The 19,020-nt window shown below is 59.3% G+C and carries 18 protein-coding genes; 5 read left to right on the top strand and 13 right to left on the bottom strand.

What is annotated here, in order from left to right; genetic code table 11:
• Positions 1-35: 35 nt before the first annotated feature.
• Together menD and CCHOA_RS09260 are read right to left on the bottom strand one after the other, a co-directional pair.
• On the bottom strand, positions 36-1,694 hold the full coding sequence (menD, locus tag CCHOA_RS09255) for a 2-succinyl-5-enolpyruvyl-6-hydroxy-3-cyclohexene-1-carboxylic-acid synthase (protein WP_123929831.1): 1,659 nt from the start codon (positions 1,692-1,694) through the stop codon (positions 36-38).
• A gap of 254 nt (positions 1,695-1,948) precedes the next feature.
• Positions 1,949-3,010: an o-succinylbenzoate synthase gene (locus CCHOA_RS09260; RefSeq protein WP_123929834.1), complete on the bottom strand. Its 1,062-nt coding sequence runs from the start codon at positions 3,008-3,010 to the stop codon at positions 1,949-1,951.
• A gap of 208 nt (positions 3,011-3,218) precedes the next feature.
• On the opposite strand from CCHOA_RS09260, the gene CCHOA_RS09265 reads away from it, so the two are divergent.
• The 3 genes from CCHOA_RS09265 (at position 3,219) to CCHOA_RS09275 (ending at position 6,592) form a co-directional block, all read left to right on the top strand.
• Entirely contained in the window at positions 3,219-4,157 is a 939-nt protein-coding gene (locus CCHOA_RS09265; RefSeq protein ID WP_123929837.1) for a 1,4-dihydroxy-2-naphthoyl-CoA synthase, read from the top strand.
• Positions 4,158-4,203: 46 nt separating this feature from the next.
• Positions 4,204-5,403 carry an o-succinylbenzoate--CoA ligase gene (gene menE / locus CCHOA_RS09270; RefSeq protein ID WP_123929840.1) on the top strand — a complete coding sequence of 400 codons (1,200 nt, stop codon included), beginning with the start codon at positions 4,204-4,206 and terminating at the stop codon, positions 5,401-5,403.
• A 235-nt stretch (positions 5,404-5,638) separates the two neighbouring features.
• Positions 5,639-6,592: a 1,4-dihydroxy-2-naphthoate polyprenyltransferase gene (locus CCHOA_RS09275; RefSeq protein ID WP_123929843.1), complete on the top strand. Its 954-nt coding sequence runs from the start codon at positions 5,639-5,641 to the stop codon at positions 6,590-6,592.
• Between the two features lie 220 nt (positions 6,593-6,812).
• Here CCHOA_RS09275 and CCHOA_RS09280 read toward each other — a convergent pair whose 3' ends face one another.
• Positions 6,813-7,130 carry a DUF4229 domain-containing protein gene (locus CCHOA_RS09280; protein ID WP_123929845.1) on the bottom strand — a complete coding sequence of 106 codons (318 nt, stop codon included), beginning with the start codon at positions 7,128-7,130 and terminating at the stop codon, positions 6,813-6,815.
• A 206-nt stretch (positions 7,131-7,336) separates the two neighbouring features.
• Here CCHOA_RS09280 and CCHOA_RS10970 point away from each other — a divergent pair, with 206 nt between their 5' ends.
• Together CCHOA_RS10970 and CCHOA_RS09290 are read left to right on the top strand one after the other, a co-directional pair.
• Complete coding sequence (locus tag CCHOA_RS10970; RefSeq protein ID WP_245992125.1) at positions 7,337-7,738, top strand: hypothetical protein; 402 nt, start codon at positions 7,337-7,339, stop codon at positions 7,736-7,738.
• A 343-nt stretch (positions 7,739-8,081) separates the two neighbouring features.
• The gene (locus tag CCHOA_RS09290) at positions 8,082-8,432 is read left to right on the top strand and encodes an ArsR/SmtB family transcription factor (RefSeq protein ID WP_245992126.1); all 351 of its coding nucleotides are present in this window, start codon (positions 8,082-8,084) and stop codon (positions 8,430-8,432) included.
• A 120-nt stretch (positions 8,433-8,552) separates the two neighbouring features.
• Here CCHOA_RS09290 and rfbA read toward each other — a convergent pair whose 3' ends face one another.
• The 10 genes from rfbA to hemL all read right to left on the bottom strand — a co-directional run bounded on the left by rfbA (position 8,553) and on the right by hemL (position 18,963).
• Positions 8,553-9,425, bottom strand: coding sequence for a glucose-1-phosphate thymidylyltransferase RfbA (gene rfbA / locus CCHOA_RS09295; protein ID WP_123929848.1), 873 nt, complete (start codon positions 9,423-9,425; stop codon positions 8,553-8,555).
• Positions 9,426-9,492: 67 nt separating this feature from the next.
• Entirely contained in the window at positions 9,493-10,113 is a 621-nt protein-coding gene (rfbC, locus tag CCHOA_RS09300; RefSeq protein ID WP_123929851.1) for a dTDP-4-dehydrorhamnose 3,5-epimerase, read from the bottom strand.
• Between the two features lie 176 nt (positions 10,114-10,289).
• Complete coding sequence (gene rfbB, locus CCHOA_RS09305; protein WP_123929854.1) at positions 10,290-11,324, bottom strand: dTDP-glucose 4,6-dehydratase; 1,035 nt, start codon at positions 11,322-11,324, stop codon at positions 10,290-10,292.
• 76 nt (positions 11,325-11,400) lie between these two features.
• A complete protein-coding gene (locus CCHOA_RS09310; protein ID WP_123929857.1) occupies positions 11,401-12,057 on the bottom strand; it encodes a LysE family translocator in 657 nt (218 codons plus the stop codon).
• Positions 12,058-12,356: 299 nt separating this feature from the next.
• Positions 12,357-13,364 carry a c-type cytochrome biogenesis protein CcsB gene (ccsB, locus tag CCHOA_RS09315; protein WP_123929861.1) on the bottom strand — a complete coding sequence of 336 codons (1,008 nt, stop codon included), beginning with the start codon at positions 13,362-13,364 and terminating at the stop codon, positions 12,357-12,359.
• A gap of 177 nt (positions 13,365-13,541) precedes the next feature.
• Positions 13,542-15,128: a cytochrome c biogenesis protein ResB gene (locus CCHOA_RS09320; RefSeq protein ID WP_123929864.1), complete on the bottom strand. Its 1,587-nt coding sequence runs from the start codon at positions 15,126-15,128 to the stop codon at positions 13,542-13,544.
• Between the two features lie 193 nt (positions 15,129-15,321).
• Positions 15,322-16,122 carry a cytochrome c biogenesis CcdA family protein gene (locus CCHOA_RS09325; protein ID WP_123931130.1) on the bottom strand — a complete coding sequence of 267 codons (801 nt, stop codon included), beginning with the start codon at positions 16,120-16,122 and terminating at the stop codon, positions 15,322-15,324.
• 2 nt (positions 16,123-16,124) lie between these two features.
• A complete protein-coding gene (locus CCHOA_RS09330; protein WP_377739600.1) occupies positions 16,125-16,739 on the bottom strand; it encodes a TlpA disulfide reductase family protein in 615 nt (204 codons plus the stop codon).
• A gap of 189 nt (positions 16,740-16,928) precedes the next feature.
• Positions 16,929-17,540 carry a histidine phosphatase family protein gene (locus CCHOA_RS09335; RefSeq protein ID WP_123929867.1) on the bottom strand — a complete coding sequence of 204 codons (612 nt, stop codon included), beginning with the start codon at positions 17,538-17,540 and terminating at the stop codon, positions 16,929-16,931.
• A gap of 106 nt (positions 17,541-17,646) precedes the next feature.
• Positions 17,647-18,963, bottom strand: a complete 1,317-nt coding sequence (gene hemL, locus CCHOA_RS09340; protein ID WP_123929870.1) for a glutamate-1-semialdehyde 2,1-aminomutase — start codon at positions 18,961-18,963, stop codon at positions 17,647-17,649.
• Between the last annotated feature and the right edge of the window lie 57 nt (positions 18,964-19,020).

The raw sequence follows: 19,020 nt of genomic DNA on the forward strand, positions 1-19,020 counted from the left end.
GCCGCATACCCGGATGTGTGCCGAGGGTGCTTGGTTTAGCGGCCGGGGTTGCCGGCGAGCAGCGCATGCAGTTCCCGGCGGCTGTGGCGATCAACCTGGGCTTCAATTACGGTGATCCCAAGTCCGGTGTCGGTGACCTCGTCTAAGGTTTCGATGAGTGCTGTGACGGAGCTGACCTGCCGGTAGTCGTGGCCGAATCCGGCGACAATGGGGGCGAAGTCGATGTCGTGGGCGCAGGCGGCTACTTTTTCAAAGTGTGGCCGGTGTTCGTCAGCACCGACTTCTAATGCTTCGAAGATTGCCCCACCGTGATCGTTGGCCACCACAATGATGAGCTGTTCGATGGGATATTCGTCAAAACCGGTGGCGAGTCCACCGATGTCGTGGAGCATGGTGAGATCACCCAGCAGCGCTATGGTGCGGGGTGCGCGGGGTTCACCGGGGGCGGTGGCTTGCACAGCTTGGGCAATACCGATGGCGTGGGAGACGTTCCCGTCGATGCCAGCTACACCGCGCTGCGCAAAGCAGGCCACTGATTCGAATGGCAGTCCGACGAGGGCTGCGTCACGGATAGGGCTTGATGATCCAAGAAACAGTGTGTCGCCCATGGCCAGCTGGTCGGCGACCGCAGCAGCAACATGGAGCCCGGTGAATTCGGTGGATTTCGCCAGTGTTTCTTTCACCTGCTCGGCAGCAACCGACGAAGCAGCTTGGGTGTGCCGAATCCAGGTGGGGTCGCAGGTGCCGGTGACGCTGAGGGTGCTGCAATATGTGACGTTGTTGCCGTCCGGCTGCAGGGGATGCTTGTCGCTGGTAACTACCACCACCGGGATGGTGTGCTCGGCGATGAGTGCCATCACTGGGCGGTGGAGTGTGGGGCGGCCGACCACCACGATCACCTCGGGGGCAAGGTTGATGGTGTGTTCCCCGTCGCTGATGGGGGTGCTGGCGAAATAGGGTGCGGCAAGCGGATGCACGGGATGCTCCGGGGCGGTCGCGGTGGGTTCCGCGATTGTTGGCAGGATTTCCAACCCGGCTACAGCAGGTGCCCCGTCGCCGGCGATGACCAGCACCCGCTTCGACACGTCCAGCGTGTAGTGGCCATAGTTGTTGGTGTGGTGGGCTACCGTCACCGGTGCCGGCGTGGTGGTTTCCACCGGCGTAGTGCCAAGCAGCGGCAGGTCGAAGCGCACGTTGAGATGCCCAATGCGGGCACCAAGTAACGTGGCAATCACCGCTTGGGCGGCGGTGACACCGCCGGCGGCGATGGCTTCCGCACTGGTGGAAAGAGTGGTTGCAACATCCCCAAACAGATGCTGCTGGTCGATGGTTTGGGACGCGCCCCGCCCCTGCAGGCGGGCAGGCCGGTCGGCGGTGATAATCAGCAGCGGGATGCTGCTCATTGCGGCTTCAATGACGGCCGGGTAACAGTTCGCACCAGCTGTCCCGGAGGTCACCACCACCGGCACGACTTCCCCGCTGACTTGTGCCATGCCGAGGGCGAAAAACGCGGCGGAACGTTCATCGGCACGCACATGAACCCGCACCCGACCTTCCGCTTCAGCAGCGGCAAACGCCAGGTTCAGGGGGGCGTTCCGGGAACCGGGGCACACCACCACATCGCGGATACCTGCGGCTAGCAGCGCATCACATAAATATGCGGCAGCCTGCGGCGAAGAAGCAGTAGACATCATGTGTTTGTAAATCCTTGAACTGTATATAAGAACACTGCGGGCAAGACTGCCCGGCCAAGGTGCCGAGCTGACGAATAGTACTCAGGCGGGTAAGGTTGCCGAACCGGTTGCGGTTGCCCACCCGGCGGGAAGGCCAGGCCACGGTTGCGCGAAGCACCCCAACAGCAGCGATCCACCAGGGGGTAAATCGTGTTGCACGATACCGGGTGTACCGCCAAAACCGGTATCCCCACAGCGATCTGTCGGCAATAACTCTAGTGATCGGCTGGGGGCGTGGCCGCTGCGGCAAGTTGCTGCTGCAACGAAGATAGTGTTGCAGCCACATGTGACCGCCACCAGCTGGTGGTGTCCTTTGCTGCTGCGGTGCGCGCCACGGCAGCGGCCAGCACCTGCGGTGGGGTCACTGGCAAACAGCCCCCCTCAATCATGGTTGGTGCGGTGAGATCGGTAGTAAACATTGTTTGGGTGGCCAGGCCGGCAGCCCGGGAAGGAAGCAGGCTTGCTGCGACAAGTCCGCTATACATTCCCACCCCGGACTCCAGGGCAGAAGCGATTGTCACCGCGATCCCCTGCGCCGCACACAGCTGTGCCAGCGCTAACGTGCGGCGCACACCTCCCAGCGGGGCGACTTTTAACACCACCGCATCCACTCCCCCGGAGCGCACCATCGCCGTCGGATCGTCTTCTAACCGAATTGATTCATCAGCTGCAACAGGTGTGTGAATTCCCAGTTCGCGCAGCCGCTGACGCAGGCGAATCAAATCACTGCTCGCCCGGCAGGGCTGTTCCATATATTCCAATTCGCCGAATGCTTCGGCTGCTTTGACTGCTTCGTCCACAGTCCAGCCGCCGTTTGCATCCACCCGCAGCCGGGCATCAGGTCGCAATTGACGAATCACCGCCAGCCGGGCACAGTCGTCCTGCAGGGTTTGCCCAGGTTCGCTGACTTTCACTTTCAACGTGCCCACATCCCGGTAGCGGTCAAGCAGGGATCGGACTGCGCCAGGTTCCACTGCCGGAATAGTGCCGTTGACTGCAACCTTGTCCCGTCCAGCAGCCGGCAGACCAAGGTAGGCGGCCTCAATTGCGCTGGCCAGCCAGGTGGCTGCCTGGGCTGGGGAATATTCCGGAAATGGACAAAACTCGCCGATCCCTGCATCCCCGGTGATCAGCGCAACAGTGCGGGTGGTGATTCCCCGAAATTTCACCCGCATGGGAAGTTGCGCCACCTGCATGGTGTCGACCAAGTCGACAGGCCGCAGCCCCATGATGCGGTGTGTAAGTTCTTCCGGTAACGGCAGATGAGCAAACTTCATATCTGTGATCCTAGAAGGCTGCACCACATTGTGCGGCAACCCAGCATTGCTGTCTTCAGCAAGCGGCCTGGCACATTGGCACCTGCTGATGCAGACTCATCCCCCGGTTGCCGGCAACAACACCAGTTGGCCGGCTGTTGCTGTATTCCTGCGAACTAGTGCCCGGTGTTGGCCGGCAGGTGCACGGTCTCGGCTAGGGTATGGAGGCATGGATAACGACACAACATCACAGCCGTTTCGCCCAGAATTGTGGCAGCCAGTCGCCGGTTTTAGCGATTTAACCGATATCACCTATCACCGGCTGCGGGGGGAAGGCCGCCAAAGCGGGGTGGTGCGGGTAGCGTTCGACCGCCCCGAGGTGCGCAACGCGTTTCGGCCCCACACCGTCGATGAACTGTATCGGGTGTTGGATCATGCCCGCCGCAGTGCCGATGTCGGCTGTGTGCTGCTAACCGGTAATGGTCCGTCAGCCAAAGATGGCGGCTGGGCGTTTTGCTCTGGCGGGGATCAGCGGATTCGGGGACGGTCAGGATACCGCTACGCGGAGGGGGAAACCGTCGATACGGTAGACACTGCCCGGGAGCAGGCAGAAGGCGGCCGGCTCCACATTCTGGAGGTGCAGCGACTCATCCGCACCATGCCGAAAGTGGTGATCTGTTTGGTCAACGGCTGGGCAGCGGGCGGCGGCCATTCGCTGCATGTGGTGTGTGACCTCACCTTGGCGTCCCGGGAACATGCCCGGTTTAAACAAACTGATGCCGATGTGGGTTCGTTTGATGCCGGCTACGGTTCAGCGTTGTTGGCTCGCCAAGTAGGGCAAAAATTTGCCCGCGAAATCTTCTTTTTAGGCCGCACCTACGATGCGCAAACCATGTATGAGATGGGGGCGGTCAACGAGGTGGTTGACCATGCTGAGCTGGAAAATGTGGGCATTGAGTGGGCAAAAATGATTCTCGGGAAGTCCCCGACGGCGCAGCGCATGTTGAAGTTTGCGTTCAATTTGGCTGACGATGGGATCGCCGGTCAGCAGGTGTTTGCCGGGGAGGCAACCCGCCTTGCCTATATGACTGACGAGGCTGTGGAAGGCCGGGATTCCTTTTTAGAGAAACGCGACCCTGACTGGTCGGCGTTCCCCTACTACTACTAGGTTGTTGCATGCTTGCCGCAGCGAAAACCTGGAAGGTGAATATGTCATGACTCGGATTCTTCGCACCCTGCCGTGCGATCCGCAGCAGATTGCCGACTTGTGTCGGGCTGTGGAGCAGGTGCTCTCAGGCGAATTGTCGGTGGTACCGGTTCCGGCCGGGTTGGATCGGGTAAGTGTGGAGCGAGGGGTAGTGCTGCGGCAGGCGCTAGGTATCGGCCAGCCGATCGATCCAGCCATCGGGTTGGTGATTCCAACTTCTGGTTCGACAGGTACCCCGAAAGGGGCACAGTTGACAGCAGCGAATGTGCAGGCTGCAGTGGCAGCACAGGCCGCCTGGTGTGGCGGCCATAGTCACTGGTTGGCGTGTTTGCCGCTGTATCACATTGCCGGGTTTGGGATTGTGCAGCGCACTGTGGTGGGGGGTACCGCTCTCGAAGTGATGGATGTCAGCGACGGGTTTGATCCGCACCGGTTTGTCACCCACACGCAGGCGCTACAGCAGCGGATTGCCGGCTGCACGAATCAGCGAATGATGGTTTCGGTAGTGCCGCTGCAGTTAGCGAAACTGCTCACCTCGGTGGCGACGATTGATGCATTGCGTGAGTATTCGGCGGTGCTGGTTGGCGGTGGCCGGATTGATCCGGCGTTATTGGAGACTTGCCGGAAGCTGCACATCACTGTGGTGAGCACCTATGGTTCCTCGGAGACCACCGGCGGGGTGGTGTATAACGGGTTTGCGTTGCCGGGGGTTTCCCTCGAGATCGACGATGATGAACAGATTTGGGTGAGTGGACCGACTGTGGCCAACGGCTGGCGGGGGGTTGCCGATGCGGCAGCGTTTCACAGTCGGCCGGGCTGGTATGCCACCGGTGATCGGGGATATTTCGACGACGACGGTGCCCTGGTGGTCACCGGCAGGTTGGATAATGTCATTGATACCGGGGGGTTAAAAATTCAGCCGGAGCTCCTTGAGCAGCAGCTTCTTACCTGCACCGGGGTGGATGCGGCCGCTATTGTGGGGTTGCCGGATGCGAAATTTGGGCATGTGTTGGCGTGTGCCTATCACGGTGACGCGCATCCTTTGTCGCTGGTTGCCGCGTTTGAGGATCTTCCCCGCTGGCAGCTGCCAAAGGTGATGGTGCCGGTCGATCCATGGCCGGTGACCGGTCCGGGGAAAACTGATCGGGCGGCAATAACCCGGCTGCTTGCCGAAGAATATGCCCGTGTGCAGAACCAGCAACGATAAACAACGATAAACAACTATCAGTGCCCATCATTTCCCTATCAGCAAGTTGTTCCGCTAAGAAGTAGCCACCAGAAGACCCTGGTTACAGGGTTACCTCGTGGAGTTACCTCGTGGGGTGGCCTTGTGGAGTTGCCTTGTTAGCTTTGCTGCGTGTGGCCTTGGCTACCCAAGCTGCGGCGGGCGTGATCCCTTCGGCAAGAACACGTTGGGGGCAGCGTTGTTTACACTATCTGGCATGGAATCACCGCAGTCGTCATCCACAAGTTCCTCTGCTGCTGCCCGCATTGCCACATCCTCCGGCGGGGGCTCGTCGGCGTCGGCTGCTGACTGGTGGCAGGCCGCCCGGCCACACACGTGGCCGAATGCGTTCGCTCCGGTGATCGCCGGGCTGGGTGCGGCGGCCGCTATCACTGGCGGGGTGGATCTGGTTCGTGCCGTATTAGCACTGGTTGTTGCGTTGGCACTGATTATCGGGGTGAACTTTGCTAATGATTACTCCGACGGGATTCGTGGCACCGACGGGGCTGATCGTACCGGCCCGGGACGGCTTGTTGGCAGCGGCAAAGCTGCTCCGGGGGCGGTGCGTAACGCTGCGTTTGTCGCGTTTGGGGTGGCTGGTGTCGCCGGGTTCTTGTTAAGTGCAATCACCAGTTTTTGGCTTGTTTTGATCGGGCTGTGTTGTGTGGCGGCGGCATGGGGATATACCGGCGGCAAGAACCCGTATGGTTATCGCGGCTTCGGGGAATTTGCAGTGTTTGTGTTCTTCGGTTTGGTGGCGGTGCTTGGCACCGAGTTCACCCAGGCACATACGCTCAGCTGGGCGGGAGTTGCGTTAGCCACCACAGTGGGGGCAATGAGTGCATCGGTGAATTTGGTGAATAATCTGCGGGATATTCCCACCGATGCGGCAAGTGGAAAAATCACCTTAGCGGTTCGTCTGGGGGATGCCCGCACCCGGCTGCTGTACGTCGCTTTCCAGGTGATCGCCTATGTCGGTGTGGTGGTGGCCGCAAGCCAGCACGGGGTGGGTGTGTTAGCTGCTTTCGCAGCCCTGCCGGTGTCGTTTGCTGCTGCCCTGCCGGTGGTTCGGGGGGCGAAAGGCAAAGCGCTTATTCCGGTGTTGGGGCTTACCGGCAAGGCGATGCTTGGAGTGGCTGTGATTGCTGCGATAGCGCTGTATCTCAGCTAGGCGCTGTTCCCCCCGGTGGTGAAAAATAAGCACAGCGGCAAGCAACGACGGCACCTGCTGCCCCCAATAGGTGAGCGCCAAACACTGCTGTGCCGTGCAACGATATGTGCGCACGCCTGGGCGGCTTTCACAGGTGTTCACACGGCTGTCGTGTTCACCCGGATGCGATTACTGCCGGCCGCCCACGGTTTTAGCTTGTGCACACCGGTTGCTTGGCGGATTATTCCTCGCGGCCGGCGATCTGTTGCTGTACCCAGGCACGATGGGCTTTACGCTGCTCCCCCCACGTCGCCAACTCTTGGGTGACCCGGGCTCGCAATGATTGGAACACAAAAAACGACAACGGGAACGTGACGATCAGGGCAAGGAGCGCCGACATGAGCAGCGGCACCGGGGTGCCGAACAGGCCGGCGAGCACAGCAATGATGAGCCAAAGCCCAAGAAACAACCCGATTCGGGCGACAGTGTAGAGGGCAAGATCCCGCCAGGGGCGTCGCCCCGGATCAGCAACTGGTGCAACTACTTCGTTGTTTTCCACAACGGTTAAGCGTACCTGCGATCGGCAAATGAGCAACTACCCGCAGCTATCCTGCACTGCCCGCATCCCGTTTCGCCTATTGCCCGCCGCGCCGCAACCACCACACGACGATTCGCCGGCCGCTATACTTCCACGGTAACTCGTGTTGCATCCCTGCCGCCGAGAAGCACTTAAGAACATTCCCCTCATCGCAAAGATAAGGCACCATGGGTCGTCTCCTGCTTGTTTTGCTCATCGTTGTCACAGTGATTGTGCTGTATCGGGCGTTTGGCCCCCACACCTTCCAACGCAACGCCATACACACTGCTGAACCGGTGATTAAAGGCCCCGACGATGACGGCGAGTTTATTTGGAAACTCGAAAAAGAACGTTTCAAGCAGCAGCGTGCCCGTGAGCTTGCCGAACAGCAAGCGCAAGAGCGCAAACTTCGCCAGCAACGCCTTGCTGAGTTGCGTCGCCAGCAAGCAACCGGCAGCACCCCACCGGGGGCGAAACCCGGCGACACCCCCTCACCCAAATCAAGTGACACTCCACCGGCGAAACCTGGGAACACACCGAACACCACTCCCGGGGACACAACTGACTCTTCGGCCACCCCGCAGGAGTAGCCACCAAAATCGGCAAACAATCTCCGGGGGATAGCGACAGCGCTGTCCCCTCGACTGTGGCGCTGCTGTGGTGGCTGTCGCACACGGGGATGCACTGGCTGCTGCACAGCATGCTGCAGTAGCAGGCGAGGAAGCGAACACGCCATCACCCCATCGCCCCACCGAACCCGGCTGTTTCCTAGTCTCTGCGACTTCCGGCAGGTAAAAACCACACTCAACCACACGTGCAGCCCTAACAAACCGTGTTTTTCGCCAGTGGCGGACAAACCATGGTGCGGCAGCAACCAATACTCACCAACAAGTCTGGTTAGGTTTGCCTTATTTTTACGGTATTGTAGTGGGCATGAGTGAGATGCCCCACGAGCCGCGTACGGTTGCCGCCACCAACCAGCTGGGACCAAACCCGGCCTGCCGGATTGAAGACATCGGCGACCATGCAGTTGAGATGTTTAAAACCCTGGGCGACCCCACCCGCCTGCAGCTGCTTTATACCATTGCCGCGGCCGCCGACACCGGGATCTGCTCCCACGGCCTTGCAGAGTCGTTAAACATTACTGCACCGACGGTCACCCACCACATGAAAAAACTTATCAACGTCGGCCTTGTGCATCGGGAACCGCGCGGCAAATGGGCGTACTACACAGTCAATACCGAAGACTTCCAGCGGATCCACAACCTGATCGCCCAAATCTGACGGCTGCCACCGATCCTTGCGGCGGCTTGCCACAGTCGCAGCATTAACCACCACGCACATCCAGCAGGCGCCACAAGTTAGCACCGACCGATTACTGCACCAGCTGGGACGTACCAGGGTTTAGTGACGCCCCCGCTGCAGCAACCCCAGCAGATAATCCCCATATCCCGATTTGGTTAACGCTTCCGCCTGCGCCCGTAGCGCCGCATCGTCAATAAACCCCATTCGCCAGGCCACCTCCTCAGGGCAGCCAATCTTCAACCCTTGCCGCTGCTCAATTGTGCGCACAAAATCACCAGCTGCCAGCAGCAAATCAACCGTTCCCGTATCCAACCAGGCGGTGCCCCGCGGCAACACATCAACCCGAAGTTTGCCGCGGCGTAAATATTCCGAATTCACATCGGTGATCTCAAGCTCACCCCGCGCCGAAGGGGTGAGCTGTTTTGCAATATCAACCACCGCATTGTCGTAAAAATACAGCCCCGGCACCGCATAGTGGGTGCGCGGCGACTCGGGTTTTTCCACCAGCGAAGTAACAATCCCCTCATCGTTGAAATCCACCACCCCGTAAGCGGTCGGATCAGCAACCCAATAGGCAAAAATCGCCGCCCCATCAATCGTGGTGAACTGCCGCAGCTGCGTACCAAGACCGGCACCATAGAAAATATTGTCCCCCAGCACCAACGCCACAGCATCGTCCCCAATATGCTCTTCGGCAAGAAGGAACGCCTCTGCTAACCCATTCGGTGACTCCTGCACAAGAAACGTCAGCCGCACCCCAAATTGGGAGCCATCCCCCAGCAGCCGACGAAATTGGTCAGCATCCTTAGGGGTGGTGATCACCGCAATATCGGTGATACCAGCAAGCATCAGGGTGGACAGCGGATAATAAATCATCGGCTTGTCATAGATAGGCACCAGCTGTTTACTCACCCCAAGCGTGATCGGATACAGTCTGCTCCCCGTTCCGCCCGCTAAAATAATGCCTTTCAACAGCGCTTCCTTTTCTCCTACCAGCGATCATCCACAAACTCGCCGGAATGTCACCTGCTCCTGCCTGCTAGGCGTTGTCTTCCGCGTCAGCCCACAATGCCCGCATCTCAGCGGCGGTTTCAACCGCAGTTTCGTAATCAGGCAACAATTCCCGTTCGACAAAATCTTGAAACGCTGGCGCGAAACGATCCTTTTCGCTCAAAATATCCATTCCTGCCGGCCACGCAATGTTGAGCGTGGGGTCGAACGGATTGATCCCATGCTCCACGACGGGATTGTATTCCGCAGTCGTCAGATACATCACCGTGGCGTCGGTGATAGCAGCGAAACCGTGGGCAAACCCGTCGGGCACAAACACACTCTTGCGATTTTCGGCGCTTAACTCGACTGTGGTGTGCTTGCCAAAGGTAGGTGAACCGCTGCGAATGTCAACAATAACGTCAAGAATGGTTCCTGCGGCACAATGCACCCATTTTGCTTGGCCTGGGGGAAGCTCAGCAAAGTGCAGCCCGCGAATAACACCTTCCCGGGAGACGCTGACATTGGCCTGTTCAACACCGAAGGGATAGCCGGTGAGTTCAATAAACTCGCTGGTTTTAAACCATTCAGCGAAACTTCCGCGTTCGTCAGGATGCACCTGGGGGGTGCTGATCAGCACATCGGGCAGGATGGTATCTCGTGCAAGCATGCCCTTGAGTCTACTGGGGTGAACCTGTCAGTGACAGGCCGACACGATCCAAAGCACCCTGTTGGCCAGGTTTGTGTGCTCGACTGGATTGTGCTGATCCTGCCAGGTGCCCTGTCCAGCACAACACGGGCAACGATTCCCTGCCCCGCCCCTGTTGCAGGTTTGTTGCAAACAGACTAGCTGCCGGTGGCATCGCCACCGTTGCCGGTGATCGTTTCGGATTGTTGATAAAACGCCTCAGCCTGCTGCCGGGAATTCGCCCACCACTGCGGATTTTCCCGATACCAGGCAACAGTTTCAGCAAGCCCGGCACGAAAATCCCGATGCTGCGGCTCCCACCCGAGCGCCAGCGTGGACGAGGCATCGATCGCATAGCGTCGGTCGTGACCCGCCCGGTCGGTGACGTGCACATAATCATGGGGATCCGCCCCAACAATCTCCAACAGATAGGCGATCACCTGCGCATTAGTGTGCTCACCATCGGCGCCGATGAGATAGGTTTCACCGAGCTGGCCGGATTCTATAATTTTCCACACCGCATCATTGTGGTCGTCGACATGAATCCAGTCACGCACATGCTGCCCGCTGCCATACAGCCGCGGCTGCTGCCCGGAGAGCAGCGCAGTGATCTGGCGGGGAATAAACTTTTCTGGATGCTGGCGCGGACCGTAATTATTTGAACAGTTACTGATGGTGGCAGCCAGGCCAAAGGAGCGAATATAGGCGCGCACAAAATGGTCTGCGGAGGCTTTCGACGCCGAATACGGCGACGATGGCCGATAGCAGGTGTCCGGGGTGAATTTGTGCGGATCGTCGAAGGCTAAATCCCCAAACACTTCATCCGTAGAGATGTGGTGAAGCCGTTTGCTGTGTCGCACAGCCGCCTCACACACCCCGATCGTTCCTAAAACATTGGTGGTGGCAAACCGCAGCGGATCGCGAAGCGACTGGTCGTTGTGGCTTTCCGCGGCGAAATGCACCACCACATCATGCTCGGCAACCAGCTTATCGACTAACGGTTTGTCGCAAATATCGCCGACTACCAGATCAAAGCGGGAGGGATAGTTATCCGCTAATCCGGCTAAAGATTGCGGATTGGCTGCATAGCCCATGATGTCCAACACCGTGATGGTGCAATCATGCTGGGCAAGACTGCGGTGGACAAAGTTCGAGCCGATAAACCCGGCTCCGCCGGTGACGAGCAGACGCATGGGTTGTATTGTAGGCGGTGGCCACACTGCCCCGGACAACAGCACCGTCCCTGCCGTGTGGAGCACGGTTTTTTTACTAGGCCAGCCGCCCCGTGAATGTTGCGATGGCCAGCAGAATAAGAATAATCCCGCCGGCTCGGGTGATGCGGCCGATGACAGGGGAATCGGCGGCAAGTTTACCGCGCACCAGATGCGCTGCCTGAATCCAGGCTGAATCGCTGATGATGCCAATAATGGTGGGCACGAGAGCCAAAATGATCAGCCCAGGTAACGGTTGCACATCTTGCGGAAGGAAGGTGGGCACGATCGTGGTGTAGGCGATCACCACTTTGATGTTGGTTGCGCCAAGCACAAAACCTGCCAACAATGGCTGCTGCTGTGGGGATGGCCGGTTGCCTGTTGGCTGCTGAGGGTTGGGCTGCGGGTCAAGGTGATGCTTGCTGGTGAGATAACTCAACCCGAGAAGCAGCAGCACCACTGCCCCGGCGATGCGGATTATGAGATGAATAATCGGATAGGTGGAAACCAAACTGCCCAGGAGCACCACCAACACCAGCCCGAGGACGGTTGCCCCCAGCATATGTCCCCACATGGAGGCGAATGCGGCCCGGCGGGATTGGGTCAGTGTCTGGTTGACCAGAAACACAATCGCCGGACCAGGCATAGCGATCAGCACGGTGACTGCAAGCGCCAACGAAAGGCAGGCGGCAAGCAAGGAAGAAGAAAGCAGCATGCGTCTTTCCTTTCGATGGATAAAGATCCGGGATGGTTGGCCGGGCTGGTAGGGGGAATGCGGCAAGCAGACATCTTGCAGCTAGACAACCCTGCTGGTTTTGCCATGTGGGCAGTGTGATGGTTTGCAAGGTGACGGTTGTTCCACTCGCACCTGCCACAGTATGGACCTGGTGCCGCGGCAGGCACCAGATCGGCGAGCCGGTGCCGTCTACACAATAAGGCGGGAATCATCGACTGCAGCCGACGATTCCCGCAAAAGAAAAACGCTAGAGGAACACCACCAGGTGGGGGTGGTAACTAGTTCAATCCGGCGTAGGAGTGCAGCGAACTGACCACCAGGTTAACGAAGAACAAATTAAACACCATCGTGGCGAAAGCCACAATATTGATCCATGCCGCTTTTTGATCCCGCCAGCCGGTGGTTGCCCGGGCGTGCAGGTAGGCAGCATACAGCAGCCAGGTGATAAGGGATACGGTTTCTTTCGCATCCCAGTTCCAGAACCGGCCCCAGGCGGATTCCGCCCACAGTGCCCCCAACACAATCCCCAACCCAAAAATGGGCAGCGCCCAAATTGCGCACTTGTAGGCAATCTCGTCGAGGGTTTGCGCACTCGGCAACGGTTTCACCAGCCGACCGAAGAAGCCGTGTTCCTTGCCGGGGGCTTGCCGAAGCCGAACCAAATACATCAGGCTAGCCACCCCAGAGATCATGCCCACACCGGCCCCAATAGACACCACAGAAACATGGAATGGAAACCAGTAGGATTTCAGCGCCGGGTTCAGCGGTCCTGCGGCGACGGCAAGTTTGGTTCCCCCATAGAACAGCAAAGCAACCACCGGGGTAAGTACCCACGGCCACATGACCAGCAGATTCTTTCGGGCGATCGCTACGGCGGCGATCACCATCGCGATCAGGGTGGTCAACGAAATATATTCGTACAGGTTCCCCCATGGGAAACGGGCAGTTGCCAGGCCGCGCAGCACCACTGATGCACCGTGAATCAGCAGGGCTAGCCACACCAGGCTTTGAGACATTGCGCCAAGCTTGTGGGCTGTCTTCCCGCCGGTGCTAGCACCATTGGTGGTGGCATCCGGTGTGGGACTGTCCAAGACTGTTGTGGTGTGTGCGGCCTGCCGAGTATTGCCCACAGTAGCGGCAGCGGGGCTGCGGCGGACACGGGAAGCAACAGTGTTAGCTTGCTTGCCGTAGTAGATGGCAGCTAAGGCGAGCGCCAGCAGATAGATGACCACCGCGGTTTGATAGGCGAGGTCGGAAAAATGGGCCAGGTTTGTATCAACAGGCATAGACGGTCTTTCTTACGGGTGGTTGTCAGCAACAGCATAGTCGCACTTTCGGGTGCTGTGGCAGTTCGCCACCATTCCCGTCGCACCGTTGCTGTATCGGTGCGCCCCTCTGTGAAACCGATTGGTTCACCTGTTGGGCGAACAGGCTGCGTCAAAATTGTGCGCGACACAAGGTGGTTACTCGTCGTCCTCGATGCGAAGCAAGCGATGCGCCGCCTGTGTGAATTCGCTTCCCCAGCCGGCACGGTCGGTGCGTGCCATACCCCCCATAGTGACAATGGTGGTGCCATCGGTTCCAGGGGTGAGCCGCACCCAGATTCGCCGCCGTTTAATAGATAGCGAACCGACCAGCCCCGCCAAGGTTATCAGGGTGGCGATAAGCACCCAGATCTCGGTGGGGTCGTGACTTATCTGCAGGTTGACGAATTCTTTTGCACCGTTAAAGCGGATCGTTGTCCCGTCATCCAAGGTGACTTCTTCCCCGGCAAGCAAGTTGACTCGTTGAATTTTTTGCAGCGCACCACTGTGAACTTGCCCCATGTCGAGGGCGAAGATGGATTGGCCGCGCCCGGTGTCTAATCCGGTGTCGCCCCGATAAATATCGACCGCAACTGCCGGGTTGCGTAGCGCAGGGAAGGAGGACAGCAAAATATTGCCTTCGTCGCCGGTAAACGCGGCGGTGGGTGCGAACAGTCCTTGAATGGCTAGCTGATGCTGTCGCCGGTCGTACAGATCCGGATACATGCCGGCCGGTGGATCAAATCGTTGCACCCCGGAGGATAAAAAGTAGGTGAGATCGTCGGGTCGAAATTGCACTGTTTGGGTGCGGGTTTCCCCATCCGGCCAAGTGACCGTGAAGGTGGGGGCGAAACCGTGGCCTTGCAAATACACCCGGTTGCCGTCGATTCGCAGCGGATGGTTCACCCGCAGCAGATAAGGCTGCCAGGTGGTGATGTCGCTAAAGACGGCATCCCCGGTGGCGTAGCGGACTTCCGCCCGGAAATCGTCGGCTTGCCCGGTGGCATGATATTCGGCGGTGAAACTGTCGACTTGAACACAAAACGTGTCTAGGTTGGTGCCGTCGACCAGCGCACCCCACCGGTAGTCGTCAAAGTTCGCAAACGCAGTATTACAGAATTGACTGGTGGGATTGTCTTTGTCGGCGATAACAATGACTTGGCCTTCATAGGAGACAAGTTTGCCTAGGCAAACCCCGACGAGCACCCCTACCAGTCCAAGGTGGAACACCAGGTTGGCGACTTCCCGCAGGAACCCTTTTTCCGCCGCAAACGACCATTGCCCGGCGCGGTCTTCTGCGGGGGTGTAGCTGGCGGTGCGCCACTTCGCAAAGAGGTGACGTACTTCGTCTTGTGCTGCGGCCAGATCCGCATCGATAGTGCCTTGCTGATAGTGCGGCAGCCGGGACAGGTTTTTAGGGGCGCGCACCGGCGGCTGCTGATAGGCCTGCCAGGCTTGCACAGTCCGCGGGATGATACAGCCGATGAGGGAGAAAAACAGCAGCACATAGATGGCGGTAAACCACGTGGAGCCGAAAACATCAAACAGCTGGAGTCGATCATAGACTTCGCCAAGCCGGCCGTTGGCGGCGATATAGTCGGCGACTTTCGTTTCATTGACGTTGCGTTGCGGCAGCAGCACACCGGGGATTGCGCCAACTGCCAGGAGGAAGAGCAGCATCAAGGCGGTGCGCATGCTGGTGAGCCATCGCCACGCCCGTCCACTGAAGTGGGAAACCTTGTTCATGTCTGATCTGCTGTTCTTGTTCTATTGAATCGTTGTGTGAATTGTTGGGTTGAAGATTGTTGCCGCTGCGGCACCCCGCCCTCGTAGCAGACGAGTGCATGGAAGGCGATGCCACCGAATGCTGTGTACTGCACTGTGTAGCTGTGCTGTGCTGTGTTGGGCTTATGCTGGGCTGTACTTGTACTGTGCGGAATTAGATTGCCGCATAGGACGCGGAAACTGTCCAGTTCCGGACAATGGCGATGAATTCTGCCCACATGCCGGTCACCAGTGCCACACCGACCAACATCAAAGTGATGCCGCCGATAAGTTGAATGGTGCGTGAGTGTCGACGCAGCAGGTCGACGCCGCGCACCGCCCACAATGATCCTAGTGCGAGCAGCACAAACGGCAGGCCTAGGCCTACACAGTAGCCGATAATCAGCAGGGTGCCTTTCGCGGCGGTGACCCCGGCGGTGCCTGCCGCCACAGAGATGATCGCGGCTAGGGTCGGCCCTAAACATGGTGTCCAGCCAAGGGCAAACACCGCCCCCAACAGTGGGGCACCAATAATGGTGGATAGCCGGCGCGGATGGAACCGCCGTTCCTGCTGCAGGGCGGGGATCCAGCCGATAAATGCCAACCCCATAATGATGGTGATAATCCCGCCGATGCGTTGCAGCAGCTCGGTTTGGACTTGGATGGCGGCGATCGCCCCAAAGACTGTGACTGTTGCTAGCACAAACACGACGGTGAATCCGGCTACGAACAGCAGGGCGGCGGCAGCAACTTTTCGCCGATGGTTGTTGGCCACGGTGAGATTACCGGCAGAGTCGTAGGTTACTTCCGCCCCAACAACCCCGGCCAAATAGGATAAATAGCCAGGCACCAGCGGTATCACACACGGGGAGGCGAAGGACACCAGTCCGGCGATGAGCGCTGCCGCCATCCCCACCAGTAGGCTTCCTGAGATCACCTGGTCAGCAAGCAGCTGGCCGGCGGCAGCAACAACCATCATCAGGCGGTCTCGCTTTCCAATTCGTTAGTGACAGCAAGCACTTCATCGGCGGTGATGGCACGCAAAAATACGGCGGCGACGCGCTGCTGTTTGTCCAACACGATGGTGGTGGGGATCACCGATGCGGGTACCCCGCCGAGGGCGGCCGCGGTTTTAAACGGCGGATCATAGATCGACGGATAGGTTGCCCCATTGTCAGTGATGAAGTCTTGGGCGATGGCACGGGAATTGTCGCGCACATTAATGCCAAGCACACTGCCGCCGTGGCGTTGCAGGGTTTCGTGGATTTCTTGAAGATCATCAATTTCGGTGCGGCACGGCCCGCACCACTGCCCCCAGGCGGAAAGCACAGTGACCCCGCCGGCGAAGTCTTCACTGGCAATGGTGTGTCCGGGATCCATAAGGGATTCGCCGCTAAATGGGGCGATGGGTTTGCGTTCCGCCGGACTGTAGCGGATTTCCAGCTGACCACCGGGGGATGCGAATTGGAATGTTTCCGCGGCGATCACCCCCTCATCGGCTGCTGGTTGACTGCTGCAGCCGGCAAGCAGCAGCAGGGCGGCAGCGGGAGTGATCAATACCCGGCGCGCAAACGTGTGTGGTTGGGGTTGCACCAGCAATCCTGCTCCTTTTTCTACCTGGGGTGACGTGTTCTACCTGGGGTGAGGTGCGCTTGCCTGCCGCAGTGTGCAGGACGGGTGGGGATGGGTGGGTGCCCGCGCCGACAGCGACTTTCCACCATAGCGGATGTTGCTGAGGTGGGGGGTAACGGCGACTGGTGGCAGGCAGCTTTGGCGGGCGGGCTAAATGTGTTGGGCGGGGGCAGAGTAGTACATGTCGCTGATCTGGTCGCCGTCGAAAACAAGGGAGGTCACTGACGCTAGATCGCATTGCCGCAGCGCCGGATTGTGGGCAAGCGGCAGGCCGCGGACGGCGCGTTGCATCATCACAATGGGCAGCTGGTGGGATACACAGATCGCTTCGTGGCCTTCGGCTTTCGCCCGGGCATGGGCGACGGCCTGCTGCATGCGGTGATGAATTTGGGTGTAGGACTCGCCCCAGGAGGGTTCAAGCGGGTTGTACAGCAGTGGCCACAGCCGCGGATTGGTGAGGAGTTCAGTATTCCAGCCGCGGATGCGATGGCCTTGCAGATTGTTGCCGGCTTCGATGAGATTGTCGTCGGTGTCGATGTCAAGACCGGTGATCTCTGCGATGGGGGCGGCAGTTTCTTGTGCCCGCTGCAGCGGGGATGCAGCTAAATAGGTGACGTCAGCACCGGTGAAGGCGCGGGCGGTGCGGGCAGCTTGGCTGATGCCGCGGGAGGAAAGATGATAGCCGGGCAGCTGCCCGTAGAGGATTTTCTCCGGGTTGAACACTTCCCCGTGGCGAACGAGGTGGACGATGGTGATAGCCACGATGTGGATGCTCCTTTTCACGGCTGTGTGTTTGCAAGGGACAACGATGCTGGTGCACTGCTGTGGGAAACCCGCGGGCTGGTGCCCGCAGGTTTGGTGCCGCAGGCTATGGCCGGCGGGCTTGGGCGGCAGCTGCGGCTGCCGCATCCATCGCAGTTTCGATGCGTTGGAAGTCGTCGTCGGTTAATACCGCGGAGACAAACCAGGTTTCAAACACCGACGGGGAGATAAACACACCCCGGTCGAGCAGGGCATGGAAGAAGGCGGGGAAACGCCACGTGTCGGCGGCTTGCATGTCGGCAAAATTGTGGCCGGCACCTTCAGCGAACCGCACCGACAGCATGGTGGCTGCCCGCTGCACATGGTGGGCTACCCCATGTTTGTTCAACGCGGTGGTGACAATATCGGCCAACAGGTCGGCGTTGCGCCGCACCGTGTCATACACCGCTTCGGTGGCGAGCCGCAGCGACGCGGCACCGGCAGCCATCGCCACCGGATTCCCGGAAAGTGTACCGGCCTGATACACCGGCCCGTTGGGGGAGAGTTTTTCCATAATGTCGCGGCGTCCGCCAAAGGCGGCGGCCGGCAGACCCCCGGAGATCACTTTCCCGAAGGTGGTGAGATCCCCAGCCACCCCGTCGACGCCATACCAGCCCTGATAGGAGGTGCGGAAACCGGTCATCACCTCGTCGATGATCAGCAGCGCCCCATGATTGTGGCAGAGTTGTTTCAAAGCGGCATTGAAACCGTCGCGGGGCGCGACTGTTCCCATATTGCCAGGTGCAGCTTCGGTGATCACACACGCGATCGCATCCGGATATTCGGCAAATGCAGCCTCAACGGCGGCAAGATCGTTGTAGGGCAGCACAATCGTGTCAGCAGCTGTCGCCCCGGTCACCCCTGGGCTGTCCGGGTGGCTAAATGTAGCCACCCCAGAACCGGCGGCAACGAGTAGTGCATCCACATGGCCGTGATAGCAGCCGGCAAATTTGATGATTTTCGACCGGCCGGTGAAGCCGCGGGCAAGCCGTACCGCGGACATGGTGGCTTCAGTACCAGAGTTGACGAAGCGCACCTCTTCCACTGAAGTGCGGGCAACAACAGTTTCGGCAAGTTCCACCTCGGCGGCGGTCGGTGCCCCATAGGACAGTCCTTTCGCAGCGGCCTGCGTGACCGCGGCAACAATCTCCGGGTGGGCATGCCCGAGCAGCATCGGCCCCCAAGAGCAGAACAAATCCACATAGTCGTTGCCGTCCACATCGAAGAGATGGGAGCCTTGCGCATGGTCGATAAACCTGGTTTGGCCACCGACCGAACCGAAGGCACGCACCGGCGAATTCACCCCACCTGGGGTGACTGCTTGTGCCCGGCGCAGCAGCTGCGCGCTGCCGTCCACTGTCGCAGAAGTAGGTTTGTTATTCATCACAGTATCCGTCCATTCCCTTGACTTAGTATCCCTTGCTTGACCTGCCACGCCAGA

The organism is Corynebacterium choanae (genome assembly GCF_003813965.1).
Classification (GTDB): Bacteria; Actinomycetota; Actinomycetes; order Mycobacteriales; family Mycobacteriaceae; genus Corynebacterium; species Corynebacterium choanae.